Source organism: Enterobacter cloacae complex sp. ECL352, assembly GCF_020149545.1.
GTDB classification, from domain to species: Bacteria; Pseudomonadota; Gammaproteobacteria; order Enterobacterales; family Enterobacteriaceae; genus Enterobacter; species Enterobacter asburiae_B.
Map to the genome: position 1 here is coordinate 4,540,089 of NZ_CP083709.1, position 16,631 is coordinate 4,556,719.

Sequence of the window (16,631 nt, forward strand, 5' to 3'; positions counted from 1 at the left end):
TGCCATGAAACGATTAGCTCTCATTTTACTGGCGCTGGGGATGAACGTGCAGGCGGCTGCGCTGACCTTAAACGATGCCCGGGCGCAGGGGCGCGTGGGGGAAACCCTCAGCGGCTATCTTGCCCCGATTCAACAGGACGCGGAAACGCTGGCGCTGGTCAATCGTATCAATGCCGCGCGCGCGGAAAACTACCAGAAGCTGGCCGACAGCAATAATTTGCCGGTTGATGAAGTGGCTAAAATGGCCGGTCAGAAACTGGTTGCCCGCGCGCAGCCGGGCGAATACGTGAAGGGCATTAACGGAAAATGGCTCAAAAAGTAGTTAGCGGTAGCGCCTGCGGTATTCACCCGGCGAGACGCCAAAACGCTGCTTAAACGCCGTTGAAAAATGGCTATGGTCGGTAAAGCCCCAGCTGTAGCCAATGCCCGCCAGCTTTTCATCATCACCGGTAGATTGCAGTGCCTGCGCGCAGAGATCCAGACGACGGTTTTTGATGTACTGCGCCACCACCAGCCCCTTCTCGGCAAACATGCGGTAAAGGCTGCGCACGGACATGCCGCTCTCGGCGGCAATCCATTCCGGGCGCAGCGATTCAGACTGAATATGATCGTCAATCAGCGCCACCACATGCTGGAACTGGCGCTCCTTGCGCGGCTGAATGATTTCACGCTGCTGGAAAGCGGGGCGCAGCAGGCAGATCATCGCCTCGAGCGCCGCTTCGCTTTCACGGTCACTCAGGTCTGCATTGCTCATGCTCTCCATCAGCAGGCGATGGCTCAGCTGTACCGTGGGCAAGGTGCGGGAAAGGGCGGTCGCGCAGCTTATTTCCTGGAAGCGACACTGCTGCTCAATAATCTGACGGGGAACCAGCAGCGAAATCTGGCGGGATTTTTCCCGCCAGTTGATCGAGCAGGGACGCGACGCGTCAATCAGCGTGATATCACCGGTTCTGAGCAGCGCGCGACGGTCATCCTGCTCAATTTCCGCGCTGCCTTCGAGCTGGAACACGGTATAGAACCAGGCATCATTACTCTGAGCGATCTCCTGACGGGAGCGGAACAGGTTGACGCCGCCTGCGGTCACGGTGCTGAGCTTCAGGCTGCGCGCATAGCTGGTCTCCAGCTCGCCGAAGAATTTCCCCCCGGTGGGCTGCGCGTTAAAACGCCCGCAAACCTGGTTAATTTGCGCCAGCCACTGCTGATACTGTTCCTGCTCGCTTGCACACGCCATCGTTTCTCTCACTGCACCGTCAACGTTTTCGCATTGTTGCATTTGTGTTGCATTTTGTCAGAGCTATGAGGCTGACTATAGGAAAGAACACTCACCGGTAACAGCGATATAAGCGGCAATTATCGCGATTTGCGGAGCCTGTCACAGGTGGCAAAGCGAATGTCACAGAGACAAAAGCGCGAACGCAAAACCCCACTTAGACTGGATGGACACCCTGCGAAGAATAACGAAGGAGTATCCTATGTCTGAATCACAGGTGGCCATTCAGCCTGCCGTACAACAATTTTTAGACCGACAGCATGGCCTGTGGATTGAAGGGCGTCAGGCCGCGTCGGACAGTGAAAAACGGCTGAACGTCTTCAACCCGGCCACGGGCGAGGTCATTGCCTCAACTGCCGATGCCAGCGTCGACGACGTTGACCGTGCTGTTATGTCCGGCTGGCGCGCGTTTGTCGCCCGCAGCTGGGCCGGAAAACTGCCGGCGGAGCGCGAGCGGATCCTGCTTCATTTCGCCGATCTGGTCGAACAGCACAGCGAAGAGCTGGCCCAGCTTGAAACGCTGGAGCAGGGCAAATCCATCAATATTTCCCGTATGTTTGAAGTCGGCTGCACCCTGAACTGGATGCGCTATACCGCCGGGCTGACCACCAAAATTTCGGGTAAGACCCTCGACCTTTCCATCCCGCTGCCGCAGGGCGCCCGCTATCAGGCGTGGACGCGTAAGGAGCCGGTTGGCGTGGTGGCCGGGATTGTGCCCTGGAACTTCCCGCTGATGATCGGGATGTGGAAAGTGATGCCTGCGCTTGCCGCGGGCTGCTCTATTGTCATCAAGCCGTCAGAGACCACGCCGCTGACCATGCTGCGCGTGGCGGAACTGGCCAGCGAAGCGGGCATTCCGGACGGGGTGTTCAACGTGGTGACCGGGAGCGGCGCGGTATGCGGCGCAGCGCTGACCTCGCATCCGCATATTGCAAAGGTGAGCTTTACCGGCTCAACGGCGACGGGTAAGCAAATCGCCCGCGCGGCGGCGGACACGCTAACCGGGGTGACTCTGGAGCTGGGCGGGAAAAACCCGGCTATCGTACTAAAAGACGCAGACCCGGCGTGGGTGATCGAAGGCCTGATGACCGGCAGCTTCCTGAACCAGGGGCAGGTGTGCGCGGCGAGCTCGCGCATCTATATTGAAGCGCCGCTGTTTGACACGCTGGTCAGCGGGTTTGAGCAGGCGGTGAAATCCCTGAGCGTCGGGCCGGGCATGTCGCCGGAGGCGTTTATCAACCCGCTGGTGTCGCGCGCGCACTGCGACAAGGTGCAGACCTTCCTTGATGAAGCGAAGTCGCGCAACGCGGAGCTGATCGTCGGTAACCGGGGGCCGGAAGGCAAAGGCTATTACGTTTCGCCTACGCTGGTGGTGAACCCGGATGCCTCACTGCGCCTGACCCGTGAAGAGGTGTTTGGCCCGGTGGTCAACCTGGTACGCGTCGCCGACGGGGAAGAGGCGCTCCAGCTGGCAAACGACAGCGAGTATGGCCTGACGGCCAGCGTCTGGACGCAGAATATCAGCAAGGCGCTGGAATATACCGACCGGCTGCAGGCGGGCACCGTCTGGGTGAACAGCCATACGCTGATTGACGCCAACCTGCCGTTCGGCGGCATGAAGCAGTCCGGCACCGGACGTGACTTTGGTCCGGACTGGCTGGACGGCTGGTGCGAAACCAAGTCGGTTTGCGTGCGCTACTAGTAAAAGCAAAAGGCAACCTGGAGGTTGCCTTTTAGTGTTTGTTCCCTCTCCCGTGGGAGAGGGTCAGGGTGAGGGCATCAGGCTGCACCGGGCGAATTTTGTAGGTCGGATAAGCCGTAGCCGCCACCCGACATGTTTACAGCGACCACCGATCCCGCCCGGCCTCCTTCGCCCGATACAGCGCCGCATCGGCGCGGGCGATGATCTCGGTGCCCGCTAACCCCTCCGCCATGCTCGCAATCCCCATGCTCACGGTGACACGATCGCTAACGGTTGACGCACTGTGCGGTATAGCTTCTGTACGCAGGCCGTCCTGAATGCGTAAGGCCACCTTTTCTGCGATGTTTTCCGGGCAGTTAAACAGGATCACCACGAACTCCTCGCCGCCGTAGCGTGACACCACATCGTCAGGCGTGCGCACCGACTGCTTCAGCACCCGCGCCACGCGGGTCAGGCAGTCGTCACCTGCCTGGTGCCCGTAGGTGTCGTTGTAGCGTTTGAAATAGTCGATATCCAGCATAATCACCGAGAAGGTTTTTTTCTGCTCAACCGCGTTCTCCAGCACCACTTCCATTTTCCGGCGATTGGCGGTTTTGGTTAACGGATCCTGATGCGCCAGCGCATCCAGCCTGGAGATCAATAGCTGATTTTGCTGGTTACGTCGCCAGGCCTCGTCAAACCAGCTCAGCAGGATGAAACGCCCGCAAATCAGGATCAGCGAAAACACGCTCCAGATAACAATGAAGTGAAGGTTGAGGCCATCGTTCCGTATCCAGCTTGCTACCGGCAGGGTGATCCAGAGCGGGAGCACAAAGGCGAGCAATCCTTCAGGATAAAAATAGAGCGCCGTTAAGCCGGCGAGTAATAAAATGACGCACAGCGGCCAGACGTGCGGGAGCAGCAGCTGGGTGATAAACCAGAAGCAGGAGACCGACCAGATGGCGCTGCAGATAAACAGCACCACGCTGATGCCGGCGATGCGCCGCCAGGCCATCAGGATCAGCGCAGCGGAGAGGATGATAATGCCGAGCATGGAGGCATCAACTATTCTCGTCAGCTGCGGCGAATGGGGATACAGGGGATCGCTGGTATTAAGCAAAACGTGTCGCAGCAGAATCATCACCGCGAAGCTGATATTCACGAAGGCCAGCCACGGCAGGTTCATCGCCAGCCCGTGAATAACCATAGCATGGCGCGTTGGCCAGGTTGCCCGTTCAAGTGTCGGTTTTTTTCTTTTTTCCATTGACGCTTTTTACCCTTTCTGGCTAACACGTGAAGCAGGAAAGGGCGGACGAACCGCCCTTTTGCGTGCACCGTTACGGTGTCACAATGTTAAACCAGAAATCAAACTTGTCCATATAGCTAAGCATGGCATCAAGTTTCGCGCTGTCGCCAGTAATTTTAATATTTCCGCTGTCCTGGGCCTGTTTCAGCGTCACCTCCTTGAGGATGATTTTATTCAGGGTGTCACGGTTAAGCGTCAGCGTCGCGTCCGCCTCTTTTGCTTCCGCGTTCGCCGTGTGGTTCAGCACGCCGTTTTCCAGCTCGAGTTTGTACTTCCCGCCATCGCTGCCCAGATCGATGTTAAACACCGATTTGGCGTCACCCGCTTTTTGTCCGTTGATATGGACAGCCAGATAGTCAAAGAACATCTCTGGCGTCATCGCGCGCACCGTATCCGGGCTGGCGGTATTCGGCGTTGGCCCTTTCACCACGCCGTTACGCAGCTCCTGCGCACCGGTCAGGTAAAAGTTACGCCACGGACCGGATTCAGCCTGGTAGCCAAGCTGTTCCAGCGCATCCGCTTCCAGGTTGCGTGCCGCCTGGTTGTTCGGATCGGCAAAGACCACTTTGCTCACCACCTGCGCCACCCAGCGGTAGTTACCCTGGTCGAAGTCGGTTTTCGCCTTGCTCAGGATGGCATCCGCGCCACCCATATACTCCACGAATTTCTTCGCGCCTTCTTCAGGCGGCAGTTCATCCAGCGTCGCCGGGTTACCGTCAAACCAGCCCAGATACAGCACATAGGTGGCTTTTACGTCATGGCTCACCGAACCGTAATAGCCGCGGTTGGCCCAGGTATGCGCCAGTGAATCCGGGAGCTTGAAGTTCGCTGCGATTTCGTCGCGCGTCAGCCCTTCGTTCGCCATACGCAGCGTCTGGTCGTTGATGTAACGATAGAGATCGCGCTGGCTTTTCAGCAGCTTGACCACGTTTTCGTTGCCCCAGGTCGGCCAGTGGTGCTGCGCCATGATGATTTCAGCTTTGTCACCCCAGCGCACAATCGCCTGGTTGATGTATTTCGACCACGGCAGCGGCTCGCGGATTTTGGCCCCGCGCAGCGAGTAGGTGTTGTGCAGGGTATGGGTCACGTCCTCAGCGGATTCAATCAGTTTTTTCTCTTCGATATACCAGAGCATTTCCGATGGCGCTTCGGATCCCGGTGCGAGCATAAAATCATAGGTCAGGCCGTCGATAACCTCTTTTTGCCCGTCTTTCTCAATGATATTGGTCGGGGCAATCAGCGTCACCGTTCCGGCGGAGGTGGTCGTACCCAGGCCCGCGCCCACCTGGCCTTTGGCATCGGGCTTCAGCAGGTTGCCATACATATAGCTGGCGCGGCGGCTCATCACGTTGCCCGCCATGATATTCTCGGCAACGGCCGCTTCCATAAACCCGGCTGGCGCGTAGACCTTCACTTTGCCGGACTTCACGTCGGCTTCATCCACCACGCCGCGCACGCCGCCATAGTGGTCAACGTGGCTGTGGGTATAAATAATGGCGGCGACAGGCTTCTTGCCGCGATTTTTAAAATAGAGATCCATCCCGACCTTCGCCGTTTCTGCCGACACCAGCGGGTCAACCACGGTAATACCTTCTTTCCCTTCAATGATGGTCATATTTGACAGGTCAAGATTTCGGATCTGATATACGCCATCGGTCACTTCAAACAGGCCGCTAATATTAATCAGCTGAGATTGACGCCATAAGCTGGGATTAACGGAGTCCGGTGCTTTATCGCCTTCTTTAATAAATGAATATTGCTGTGGATCCCAGATGACATTCCCTTGTTCCCCTTTGATAATTTCCTGAGGAATCGGTGCGATAAAGCCTTTATGGGCGTTCGTAAAATCGGTGTTGTCGGAGAAAGGAAGCTGATTAAACAGGGCGTTATTGGCTTGTTGCGTTGCAGTCGTGGCATCCTTCGGGGCGTCTGCGGCATACGCGGAACTGACGGAAATAACAAGTCCAGCCAGAGCAAGACTCCTGACGATCAAATTGAATTTCATCCTAAACCTCTCAGTGATGTATTACGTCGTTCGTGGAAACTTCGTGTCCTGGCTGAAAGTGGTTCAAGAAATGCAATGGAAATATATGAGGTAGAAATAACTATAATCGGGGAGTGGTATTCAGCAAGTAAATGGATGAAAAACCGGGCATTGCGCCCGGTGCGTTATTTATTTCTTTTCGTCTTTCTTTTTCCCGAGCGTTGGCGTCTCGTCGAAGAAGTTCCACGGTTTAAGCAGGGTATGCACCCATTCCGTCGGCATAATCGGCCACTCTTCCGCGCGGGCGACGTGGGTGGTGCCGGTGGTCATCCAGACCACGTCATCCCGATCGTTGAGCGACTCGTTATCCTTGCTGTACTGTCCCAGGCCCGTGTCGTGTACGGAGCGGTTCGGGAATTTTCCTTCCGGGTAGAGCTCATCCGGATGGTAACGGGTCACCCACAGCTGTTTGTCCATAAAGCTCAGGCGATGATAAATCCACTCGTCCGGGGCAAATTTCGCGCCGGTCGCCACCGGGTGCGTCCCCCCCGCGTAAGGGATAATCTGGTACGAGACCGGGTTGCCCATGCGGTTCTCTTTACTGGTGTTGCTCAGCAGCCGAATGGTGCCCGGGTCGAATTTCTGCGCCGCCTGCTGCTCGGTATCAATATCATACTGATTGATCTGCATGGTGCTGGTGCGCGGGCCCCCGGCGGTATTCGGCTTCACTTCTGGATCCATCGCCACCAGCTTGTTGTTGATGCCGTCCACGTCCATATCGAGACGGAAGTTGTAGATGTGCTGGTGCGTGGTGCCCACGATGTTATGGTCGATCAGCGTGCCGTATTTGGTGTCGTCTTTGGCGGTGGCATCGTGCATGGTTTTCGCCTGAACGCCTTTCACCGCTTCGATACCCGTCGCGCCGGCATCAATGCCGATGGTGCCATTTTCATGGAACACCCAGTCGAAGATGTAATCGTAGTTGCCCACGGTACTCACCCAGCGCACCACCAGCTCGCGGCGCTCGGTGCTGACGTTTGGCTGACCCATCTCCTGGTGTTTATATTCCGGCCCGGCGTAGCGTTCGAAAATGGCGATCGCGCGCGGGATCTCCATCGGCGCGCCGGTGTAATCCGGAATGGTTTCATTGAGCATCACGGCGTTGGACGGCACGTCTTTACCGCGCACCAGCGGTGAGGTCAGGGTGCCCATACCGTAGTCGCCGGAGTCGAGGTAGGCTTTAAAGTACCAGCCCACGTCCGGATCGCCATAAGGGACGATCATGCCGCCGAGTGACCCCTGATACATCACCTGGCGCTTTTTGCCGTTGTCGTTATAGGTGACGGTTGAAATCATCGGGCCGACGCGGGAGTCCAGGCTCAGGTGGAAATCCCAGTTCTGCCAGTGCACCATATCCCCGGTGATGGTGTAGTTCTTGCCTTCCGGCTCGACGATCTCCAGGGGTTTCTTCACCGTTTCTACGCGGTCGCGGCCATCATAGGGACGCGGGGTCATGGGAACCGGAACAACGGCGCCTTCTTCAATCTTCTGGATCTTTTTCTGCTCAAGATCGACAACCGCGACCAGGTTTTCAATCGGGTGCGCCCAGTAGTTGCCGTCGCCCACGTCCAGATAGCTCACCACCTTCAGCAGGCGATCTTCCTGCTTCAGGCCGTCTTTACCGTCGAAATAGCCGACGGTCAGCGGCGTGGTAATCACTTTTTTCGGGTCGGTGATGCCGTGTTTTTTAAGCACCTCGGCGAACTCGGTACTTTCGTTGATGATCTGCTGAACCGCGGTGAAATCGTCCAGCAGCACCATGCCGTGCGCGTCTTTTACCGGTTCCCAGCGCAGGATTTTTTTATCCTTCAGGTCCACCACGCTTTCGATAACGTGCTTGCCATCAAGCATGACGATCTTCGCCTGACGCGGGGCATCCACTGCCGTACCGTTAAGCACAAAGTCCCACACTTTGGCTTTCTCGGGCTCTGCCAGGGCGATCTGGGTAAAGCGGGTATTCGGCTTAAAGTCCGCCGAGGCTTTTACAATCTCAACGGCCTGCTTAATTTCGTCCGCCGTTAGCGCGTTTAACGGGTGAGGGCGTTTTTCAACCTGGAAGGTCTGGTCAAGGCCGGACTGGAAAACATCGTTGATGAAGGTATCTGAAATAAAGGCTTTCTTGCCTTTCATCACCACCGGCACCTGAAGCCTGAGGGTTTTACCGTTGACGATGGCGGTTTTTGCGCCCGGCTTGACCTTCACAAAGGCACCGTCTTTCGCAATGGTGAACATCTGTGCGTAATCATCCCATTGAACGTCCGCACCAAAGTCCTGCAGCGTTTTGTCCATCGGGACCATATGCGCCTCACTGCCGTGGGCGAAAACAGGGGATTGCCAGGCGCAACACAGCGCAACGGCCATGGCCAGCGCCGTTCTACGGGCAGAAAAAGAAGAATTGCTTCCCATCGTAGACCTCATCTTGTTGTGTTTATACCCGTCATACTTCAAGTTGCAGGTGCGTTGGCTGCACTCACTCACCCCAGTCACGTACTTATGTACGCTCCGGGGGATTCGTTCCCTTGCCGCCTTCCTGCAACTCGAATTATTTAGGGGATATTGTGTTGTGACAGCCTTATCCTGACAGGCGCCCGAGAAAAGCGTTTGCCTGCATCTGCCAGATTATTTGTCAGCCTTGCCAGGTTAAAAAAAGAGCGGGGATAAATCACAGGCCGAGCCATTTCCTCTCCCCACAAATGATGTCAGCACAGACGGCCCCCTCTCCCTTGAGGGAGAGGGCTGGGGTGAGGGGGAACATACGGCTGTGGAGGTTATTCCGTTCACTTTATGTTGAGGGCCTTGCTGAAGGCCCCCAGTGAATCTGTAAGCAGCGTCAAATTACCGGGAGCCACCAGCCATTGTGGTAAAGGGGAAGGGACGTTAGCTGAATTCGCCCTGCTGGCGCGCCACCAGCGTCAGGATGGAGTAGAGCGCCACGGCCTGCTGGTGCTGGTTGAAGATCTCAACCGCCCATTCCACCACGCCGGTTGGTTTTTCCTCGGCGGTACGCTGTTTCTTCAGCGTTTTACGTTTGCAGGTCAGACGCACCTGAATGGTATCGCCCGGCTTAACCGGCTCGATAAAGCGCAGGTTTTCCATGCCGTAATTGGCAATAACCGGCCCGACGCCCGCATCAACAAACAGTCCCGCCGCGGCGGAGATCAGGAAGTAGCCGTGCACCACGCGCTCGCCAAAGATCGACTCTGCCGCGCCTATCTTGTCCATATGGGCGTAGAAATGGTCCCCGCTCAGGCAGGCAAAGTTCACGATGTCCGCTTCCGTGAGGGTGCGGCGCGGCGTCAGCAGGCTATCGCCCGGCTGCAGCTCCTCAAAGTATTTGCGGAACGGATGAACGCGATCTTCCTGCACCGTTGCGCCACGCACCCACTGTTTGCCAATGGCGGCCAGCATCGTCGGGCTGCCCTGAATCGCGGTGCGCTGCAGATAGTGCTTCACCGCGCGCAGGCCGCCCAGCTCTTCGCCGCCGCCCGCGCGGCCCGGGCCGCCGTGCACCAGCTGAGGCAGCGGGGAGCCGTGGCCGGTAGACTCTTTTGATGATTCCTCGTTAAGGATCTGAATGCGTCCGTGGGCGCGCGCCGCGCCGGCAATAAACTCGCGGGCAATGGCCTGGTCTGCGGTGACCAGCGTACCCGCCAGGCTGCCGCCGCCCGCGCGGGCAAGCTGCATCGCGTGGCGTGCGTTGCGATATGGCATCAGCGTCGCAACCGGGCCGAAGGCTTCGGTTGAGTGCACCGCCGGGGTTTCGTCCGGCTGCGGGCAGAACAGCAGGGTCGGTGGGAAGAACGCGCCCGCGGCCTGCAGATCCGCTTTGCCGCCCAGACGGATCTGGCAGCCAGCGGCGATCAGTTGCTCCACTTTCTCCTGCACGTCCGCGCGCTGTTCGGCGTTGACCAGCGCACCCATCTTCACCCCTTCCTGCGCCGGGTCGCCCACCACCACTTTTTCCAGGCGGGCAATCAGCGCCTTGCTCACCGCGTCAATCTGGTTTTGCGGGACGATAATCCGGCGAATGGCCGTACATTTTTGCCCGGCTTTAGCGGTCATCTCGCGGACCACTTCCCGGACGAACAGCGCAAACTCCGGCTGTTCCGGCGTGACGTCTTCCCCCAGCACGCAGCAGTTCAGGGAGTCGGCTTCCATGGTGAACGGAATCGAATTCGCCACAATATTCGGGTGCACGCGCAGGCTTTGCCCGGTGCTGGCGGAGCCGGTAAAGGTCACCACGTCCTGGCTGTCGAGCTGGTCGAGGAGATCCCCCGTGCCGCCGCAGATCAGGCTGATGGCGCCGTCCGGCACCAGTCCGCTGTCGACGATGGATTTCACCATCGCCTGCGTCACCTGCGCGGTCGCGGTAGCGGGTTTGATGATGGCGGGCATGCCGGCAAGCCAGGTCGGCGCCAGCTTTTCCAGCATCCCCCAGCAGGGGAAGTTAAAGGCGTTGATGTGCACCGCCACGCCGGATTTGGAGGTGAGGACGTGGCGCGCCGCAAAGCCGCCTTCTTTCGACAGTGGGATTAACTCGTCTTCCGGCCACAGCGTGTCATCCGGCAGCTCGCGGCTGCCCAGGCTGGCGTAAGTGAAGAGGGTGCCGATGCCGCCTTCAATATCCACCCAGCTGTCCGCCTTCGTTGCGCCCGTCTGAGCTGACAGGGCATAGAACGCCTCTTTTTCGCTGAGCAGGTGCTTTGCCACCGCCTTCAGCATGGCAGCACGTTCGATAAAGGTCATCTCGTGAAGCGCTTCCCCGCCGCGCTCAATCGCATAGCGACGGGCGGCCACCATGTCCAGCCCTTCGCTGGTCACGCTCCACAGGGCTTCGCCACTGATGGCGTGATGAATAGTGCGCTCGCGGCCCCGGCCAGACTGCCAGGTACCGGATAAGAAGCTGGCTAACTGCTGCATCGCTTATCTCCAAATGTTACGTGATTTACTCATTAATAGTTTGATCGTGAATCATAAAAATCAAGCTGAGTTTTTAATGAATTGTTAACGTTGTGATCTGGCTGGATGAATCGCATCGCTTGAAGACGCTTTCTGAAAGGCCTGATGCAAAAGCCTTGCGAGCAGCATCACAAAACCAGGAAACAATTCTTGGGGTTATATTTAACCTATGTGTAACTTCTAAAAAACAAAGTGATTCAACATTACGCCTTAATTTGCAAACTAACGAATCATAAAGGTGATGACGTGACGCAAGAACAACGGTTTGAGCAGCGCATAGCGCAGGAGACGGCGATTGAGCCTCAGGACTGGATGCCTGACGCCTACCGTAAGACGTTGATCCGTCAGATTGGTCAGCATGCGCACTCCGAAATTGTCGGCATGCTGCCGGAAGGGAACTGGATCGCCCGCGCGCCGACGCTGCGCCGAAAAGCGATCCTGCTGGCGAAAGTTCAGGACGAAGCCGGGCACGGACTCTATCTCTACAGCGCGGCGGAAACGCTGGGCTGCGCGCGGGAAGACATCTACCAGAAAATGCTCGACGGCAGGATGAAATACTCCTCCATCTTCAACTATCCGACCCTGAGCTGGGCCGATATCGGCGTGATCGGCTGGCTGGTGGACGGTGCCGCTATCGTCAACCAGGTGGCGCTGTGCCGGACCTCCTACGGTCCGTATGCCCGCGCGATGGTGAAAATCTGTAAAGAAGAGAGCTTCCACCAGCGCCAGGGCTTTGAGGCCTGCATGGCGCTGGCGCAGGGCAGCGAGGCCCAGCGTCAGATGCTGCAGGACGCCATCAACCGCTTCTGGTGGCCAGCGCTGATGATGTTCGGGCCGAACGACGACAACTCACCGAACAGCGCCCGCAGCCTGGCGTGGAAAATCAAACGCTTCGGCAATGACGAACTTCGCCAGCGCTTTGTCGACAACACGGTGCCGCAGGTGGAGATGCTGGGCATGACGGTGCCGGATCCCGACCTGCGTCTGGATGAAGAGAGCGGTCATTATCGCTTCGGCGAGATCGACTGGCATGAGTTTGACGAGGTCATCAGCGGGCGCGGCATCTGCAACCACGAGCGCCTGGCCGCCAAACGTAAAGCCTGGGAAGAGGGGGCGTGGGTGCGCGAAGCCGCACTGGCGCACGCGGAAAAACAGCGCGCCCGTCAGGCCGCATAAGAGGAAATAACCATGAGCAACGTCTACTGGCCGCTGTACGAAGTGTTCGTACGCAGCAAACAAGGGTTATCCCACCGTCACGTGGGCAGTCTGCATGCCGCCGACGATCGCATGGCGCTGGAAAATGCGCGTGATGCCTACACCCGCCGCAGCGAAGGGTTTTCTGTCTGGGTGGTTAAGGCGAGCGAGATTGTCGCCTCCCAGCCGGAAGAGAGCGGTGAGTTCTTCGACCCGGCGGAAAGCAAGGTTTACCGCCATCCGACGTTCTACACCATCCCCGACGGCATCGAGCATATGTGAGGCAAAGAATGAATTCAGTGACTGCCTATGCCCTGCGTCTGGGCGACAACGGTCTGGTGCTTTCCCAGCGTCTCGGCGCCTGGTGCGGCCACGCGCCGGAGCTGGAAATTGACCTCGCGCTCGCCAATATCGGTCTCGACCTGCTGGGCCAGGCGCGCAATTTCCTGACCTATGCCGCGGAGCGGGAAGGCCAGGGCGATGAAGACACGCTGGCGTTTGGCCGCGACGAGCGCCAGTTCCGCAACGTCCTGCTGGTGGAGCAGCCGAACGGCAGCTTCGCCGACACCATTGCCCGCCAGTACCTGATGGATGCCTGGAACGTGGCGCTGTACGAACGCCTGACCCGGAGCAGCGACGGCCAGCTTGCGGCCATCGCCGCCAAAGCGATTAAAGAGGCGCGCTACCACCTGCGCTTCAGCCGCGGCTGGCTGGTGCGTCTGGGCGACGGGACCGAAACGTCCGCGCAAAAAATGCAGCAGGCCATCGACAACCTGTGGCGTTTTACGGCGGAGCTGTTTGAAGCCGATGACGTCGAGCTGGCCCTGATTGACGCCGGCGTGGCGGTTGACCCGCGCGTCCTGCGCCAGCCGTGGGAAAGCGAAGTCTTTGCCGGTCTCAATGAAGGCTGCCTGCAGGTTCCCGCAGAGGTGGCGTACCGCACCGGGGGCAAGAGGGGGCTGCATACCGAACATCTGGGCCCGATGCTGGCGGAAATGCAGTATCTCCAGCGCGCGTATCCCGGTCAGCAGTGGTAAAGGAGAACGCTATGCAACGCCTCGTCGACATCGCGCCCGCGCAAATCCCGCAGATCTGGTCGCTGTTAAGCCAGATCCCCGATCCGGAAGTGCCGGTATTAACCATCACCGATTTAGGCATGGTGCGCAGCGTGAAGGCGCAGGGGGAAGGCTGGGTCATTGGCTTCACGCCAACCTACTCGGGCTGCCCGGCAACGGAGCACCTGCTGGGGGCGATCCGCGACGCGATGAGCGCGAACGGCTTTACCCCGGTACACATTGTGCTCCAGCTTGAACCCGCCTGGACCACCGACTGGATGACCGCCGACGCGCGCGAGCGCCTGCGGTCCTACGGCATCAGCCCGCCCGTGGGGCATAGCTGCCACGCGCACGCGCCTGTGGAGGTGAGCTGCCCGCGCTGCGCCAGCACCGACACCGCGCTTATCAGTGAATTTGGTTCGACGGCCTGCAAAGCGCTCTACCGCTGCAACACCTGCCGCGAGCCCTTCGACTATTTCAAATGTATTTGAGGCTGCCATGACAACGTTTCATTCATTAACAGTGGCAAAAGTGGAACCCGAAACCCGCGACGCGGTGACCATCACGTTCGCGGTGCCGCAGGCGTTGCAGGACGCCTACCGCTTCCGCCCCGGCCAGCACCTGACGTTAAAAACGAAGCTTGGCGGGGACGAGCTGCGCCGCTGCTACTCCATCTGCCGGAGTACCGCCCCGGGCGAAATCAGCGTGGCGGTCAAAGCCATCGACGGCGGGCGCTTTTCCCGCTATGCCCGTGATGAGATCAAAGCGGGCATGGCCCTGGAGGTGATGGTCCCTCAGGGGCAGTTTGGCTACCAGCCGCGGGCTGAACGTGAAGGCCACTATCTGGCGATTGCGGCAGGCTCCGGGATCACCCCGATGCTGGCGATTATCTCCGCGACGCTGGCAACCGAACCCAACAGCCAGTTCACCCTGATCTACGGCAACCGCAGCAGCCAGAGCATGATGTTCCGCCAGGCGCTGGCGGACCTGAAAGACAAGTACACGCAGCGGCTGCAGCTGGTCTCCATCTTCAGCCAGGAGCGGCTGGACAGCGATCTGCTCTTTGGCCGTATCGACGGGGAAAAGCTGCAGGCGCTGGCGAAAACCCTGATTAACTTCCGCCAGTACGACGAGGCGTTTATCTGCGGCCCGTCGGCGATGATGGACGACGCCGAAGCGACGCTGAAGGCGCTGGGGATGCCGGACAAATCCATTCACCTTGAGCGCTTTAACACCCCGGGGACCACCGCTAAACGCGCGGTGCACGTCCAGGCGGAAGGACAGAAAGTGACCGTGCGCCAGGACGGGCGCGATCGCGAAATCACCCTGACGGCGGACGACGAAAGCATCCTGGATGCCGCCCTGCGTCAGGGGGCGGATCTTCCGTATGCCTGCAAGGGCGGCGTGTGCGCCACCTGTAAATGCAAAGTGCTGCGTGGGAAGGTGGACATGGCGACCAATTACAGCCTGGAGCCGGACGAGCTGGCCGCCGGATACGTGCTGAGCTGCCAGTCGCTGCCGTTAACCGCCGACGTGATTGTCGACTTCGACGCGAAGGGGATGGCATGAGCGAACTGATTGTTACCCGTCATGGCCGCTTGCAGCAGCTGACGCTAAACCGTCCGGCGGCGCGCAACGCCCTCAATAACGCGCTGTTAACCCAGATTGCCGAGCAGCTTGAGGACGCCGCAGCAGATGCCGACATCGCCGTCTGCGTGATTTACGGCAGCGAGCGCTGCTTTGCCGCCGGGGCAGATCTCAACGAAATGGCCGAGAAAGATCTGCCCGCCACGCTGAACGATATCCGCCCGCAGCTGTGGGCGCGCATCAACGCTTTTCCTAAACCGCTGATTGCCGCCGTGAACGGCTTCGCGCTGGGCGCAGGCTGCGAGCTGGCGCTGCTGTGCGACGTAGTCATTGCTGGCGATAACGCCCGCTTTGGCCTGCCGGAAATTACGCTGGGCATTATGCCCGGCGCAGGTGGCACCCAGCGTCTTATCCGCAGCGTCGGTAAATCCCTTGCCAGCAAAATGGTGCTGACCGGCGAGAGTATCTCCGCGCAGCAGGCGCTGAGCGCCGGGCTGGTGAGCGACGTTTTCCCGGCAGCGCTGACGCTGGAGTATGCCCTGAAGCAGGCGGCGCTGATGGCGCGCCACTCTCCGCTGGCGCTGCAGGCGGCGAAACAGGCGCTGCGCCAGTCTCAGGAGGTACCGCTCCAGGCCGGACTCGCGCAGGAGCGCCAGCTGTTTACGCTGCTTTCTGCCACCGAAGACCGCCGGGAAGGCATCGACGCCTTCTTACAAAAACGCACCCCCGACTTTAAAGGACGCTAATTGTGGAATTTATTCTCAGTCATGTTGAGCAGGGCGTAATGACCATTACGCTGAACCGTCCGGAGCGTCTGAACAGCTTTAACGACGTGATGCACCAGCAGCTTGCCGAGTGCCTGAAACAGGCCGAGCGTGATGACACCGTTCGCTGCCTGCTGATCACCGGGGCGGGACGCGGCTTTTGCGCCGGTCAGGATCTGAACGACCGCAACGTCGACCCCAACGGTCCGGCGCCGGATCTGGGGATGTCCGTTGAAACCTTCTATAACCCGCTGGTGCGCCGCCTGGCAAAGCTGCCGAAACCGGTCATTTGTGCCGTTAACGGCGTGGCGGCCGGCGCGGGTGCCACGCTGGCGCTGGGGTGCGACATGGTCATTGCCGCCCGTTCCGCCAACTTTGTGATGGCCTTCAGCAAGCTCGGCCTGGTGCCGGACTGCGGCGGCACCTGGCTGCTGCCGCGCGTGGCCGGACGCGCCCGCGCCATGGGGCTGGCGCTGCTCGGCGACAAGCTCAGCGCCGAACAGGCGCAGGCCTGGGGGATGATCTGGCAGGTAGTGGATGACGAACAGCTCTCCGCTACGGCGCAGCAGATGGCGCTGCACTTTGCGTCTCAACCGACCTTCGGGCTGGGGCTGATCAAGCAGGCGATCAATGCCGCGGAAACCAACACCCTGGACGCCCAGCTCGATCTGGAGCGCGACTACCAGCGCCTGGCCGGGCGCAGCGACGACTACCGCGAGGGCGTCAGCGCCTTCCTGGCGAAGCGCGCGCCGAACTTTACGGGGAAATAAG

At 59.2% G+C, this 16,631-nt stretch carries 14 protein-coding genes; 9 read left to right on the forward strand and 5 right to left on the reverse strand.

The annotated features are described in order from the left end of the window. Window positions 1-4: 4 nt before the first annotated feature. Window positions 5-322, forward strand: a complete 318-nt coding sequence (locus LBF07_RS22465; RefSeq protein WP_023311566.1) for a YdbL family protein — start codon at window positions 5-7, stop codon at window positions 320-322. Here LBF07_RS22465 and feaR read toward each other — a convergent pair whose 3' ends face one another. Continuing rightward, window positions 323-1,231 (reverse strand): transcriptional regulator FeaR, encoded by a 909-nt coding sequence (gene feaR, locus LBF07_RS22470; RefSeq protein WP_033145415.1) that lies wholly within the window; start codon window positions 1,229-1,231, stop codon window positions 323-325. 241 nt (window positions 1,232-1,472) lie between these two features. Here feaR and LBF07_RS22475 point away from each other — a divergent pair, with 241 nt between their 5' ends. Continuing rightward, entirely contained in the window at window positions 1,473-2,972 is a 1,500-nt protein-coding gene (locus LBF07_RS22475; protein ID WP_033145416.1) for an aldehyde dehydrogenase family protein, read from the forward strand. A 136-nt stretch (window positions 2,973-3,108) separates the two neighbouring features. Here the strand turns inward: LBF07_RS22475 and LBF07_RS22480 are convergent, their stop codons facing one another. The 4 genes from LBF07_RS22480 to paaZ all read right to left on the reverse strand — a co-directional run bounded on the left by LBF07_RS22480 (window position 3,109) and on the right by paaZ (window position 11,221). Then, window positions 3,109-4,215: a GGDEF domain-containing protein gene (locus tag LBF07_RS22480; RefSeq protein ID WP_094935212.1), complete on the reverse strand. Its 1,107-nt coding sequence runs from the start codon at window positions 4,213-4,215 to the stop codon at window positions 3,109-3,111. A gap of 73 nt (window positions 4,216-4,288) precedes the next feature. Continuing rightward, the gene (locus LBF07_RS22485; protein ID WP_094935213.1) at window positions 4,289-6,262 is read right to left on the reverse strand and encodes an alkyl/aryl-sulfatase; all 1,974 of its coding nucleotides are present in this window, start codon (window positions 6,260-6,262) and stop codon (window positions 4,289-4,291) included. Between the two features lie 168 nt (window positions 6,263-6,430). After that, complete coding sequence (gene tynA / locus LBF07_RS22490; protein WP_094935214.1) at window positions 6,431-8,707, reverse strand: primary-amine oxidase; 2,277 nt, start codon at window positions 8,705-8,707, stop codon at window positions 6,431-6,433. Between the two features lie 471 nt (window positions 8,708-9,178). Continuing rightward, a complete protein-coding gene (gene paaZ, locus LBF07_RS22495; RefSeq protein WP_094935215.1) occupies window positions 9,179-11,221 on the reverse strand; it encodes a phenylacetic acid degradation bifunctional protein PaaZ in 2,043 nt (680 codons plus the stop codon). Window positions 11,222-11,506: 285 nt separating this feature from the next. Here paaZ and paaA point away from each other — a divergent pair, with 285 nt between their 5' ends. From paaA to paaG, 7 genes are read left to right on the forward strand one after another with little or no spacing between them, the layout of a single operon-like run. Further along, window positions 11,507-12,436: a 1,2-phenylacetyl-CoA epoxidase subunit PaaA gene (gene paaA / locus LBF07_RS22500; protein ID WP_232926339.1), complete on the forward strand. Its 930-nt coding sequence runs from the start codon at window positions 11,507-11,509 to the stop codon at window positions 12,434-12,436. 12 nt (window positions 12,437-12,448) lie between these two features. Next, on the forward strand, window positions 12,449-12,736 hold the full coding sequence (gene paaB / locus LBF07_RS22505) for a 1,2-phenylacetyl-CoA epoxidase subunit PaaB (RefSeq protein WP_206462024.1): 288 nt from the start codon (window positions 12,449-12,451) through the stop codon (window positions 12,734-12,736). An 8-nt stretch (window positions 12,737-12,744) separates the two neighbouring features. Next, a complete protein-coding gene (gene paaC / locus LBF07_RS22510) occupies window positions 12,745-13,491 on the forward strand; it encodes a 1,2-phenylacetyl-CoA epoxidase subunit PaaC (protein ID WP_094935216.1) in 747 nt (248 codons plus the stop codon). 11 nt (window positions 13,492-13,502) lie between these two features. Then, window positions 13,503-14,000 carry a 1,2-phenylacetyl-CoA epoxidase subunit PaaD gene (gene paaD / locus LBF07_RS22515; RefSeq protein ID WP_094935217.1) on the forward strand — a complete coding sequence of 166 codons (498 nt, stop codon included), beginning with the start codon at window positions 13,503-13,505 and terminating at the stop codon, window positions 13,998-14,000. Between the two features lie 7 nt (window positions 14,001-14,007). Then, the gene (paaE, locus tag LBF07_RS22520; RefSeq protein WP_094935218.1) at window positions 14,008-15,078 is read left to right on the forward strand and encodes a 1,2-phenylacetyl-CoA epoxidase subunit PaaE; all 1,071 of its coding nucleotides are present in this window, start codon (window positions 14,008-14,010) and stop codon (window positions 15,076-15,078) included. Beyond that, the gene (gene paaF, locus LBF07_RS22525; protein WP_094935219.1) at window positions 15,075-15,842 is read left to right on the forward strand and encodes a 2,3-dehydroadipyl-CoA hydratase PaaF; all 768 of its coding nucleotides are present in this window, start codon (window positions 15,075-15,077) and stop codon (window positions 15,840-15,842) included. The genes paaE and paaF overlap by 4 nt, the downstream gene beginning before the upstream one ends. Further along, window positions 15,842-16,630 carry a 2-(1,2-epoxy-1,2-dihydrophenyl)acetyl-CoA isomerase PaaG gene (gene paaG / locus LBF07_RS22530; RefSeq protein ID WP_094935220.1) on the forward strand — a complete coding sequence of 263 codons (789 nt, stop codon included), beginning with the start codon at window positions 15,842-15,844 and terminating at the stop codon, window positions 16,628-16,630. The genes paaF and paaG overlap by 1 nt, the downstream gene beginning before the upstream one ends. Window position 16,631: the final 1 nt, after the last annotated feature.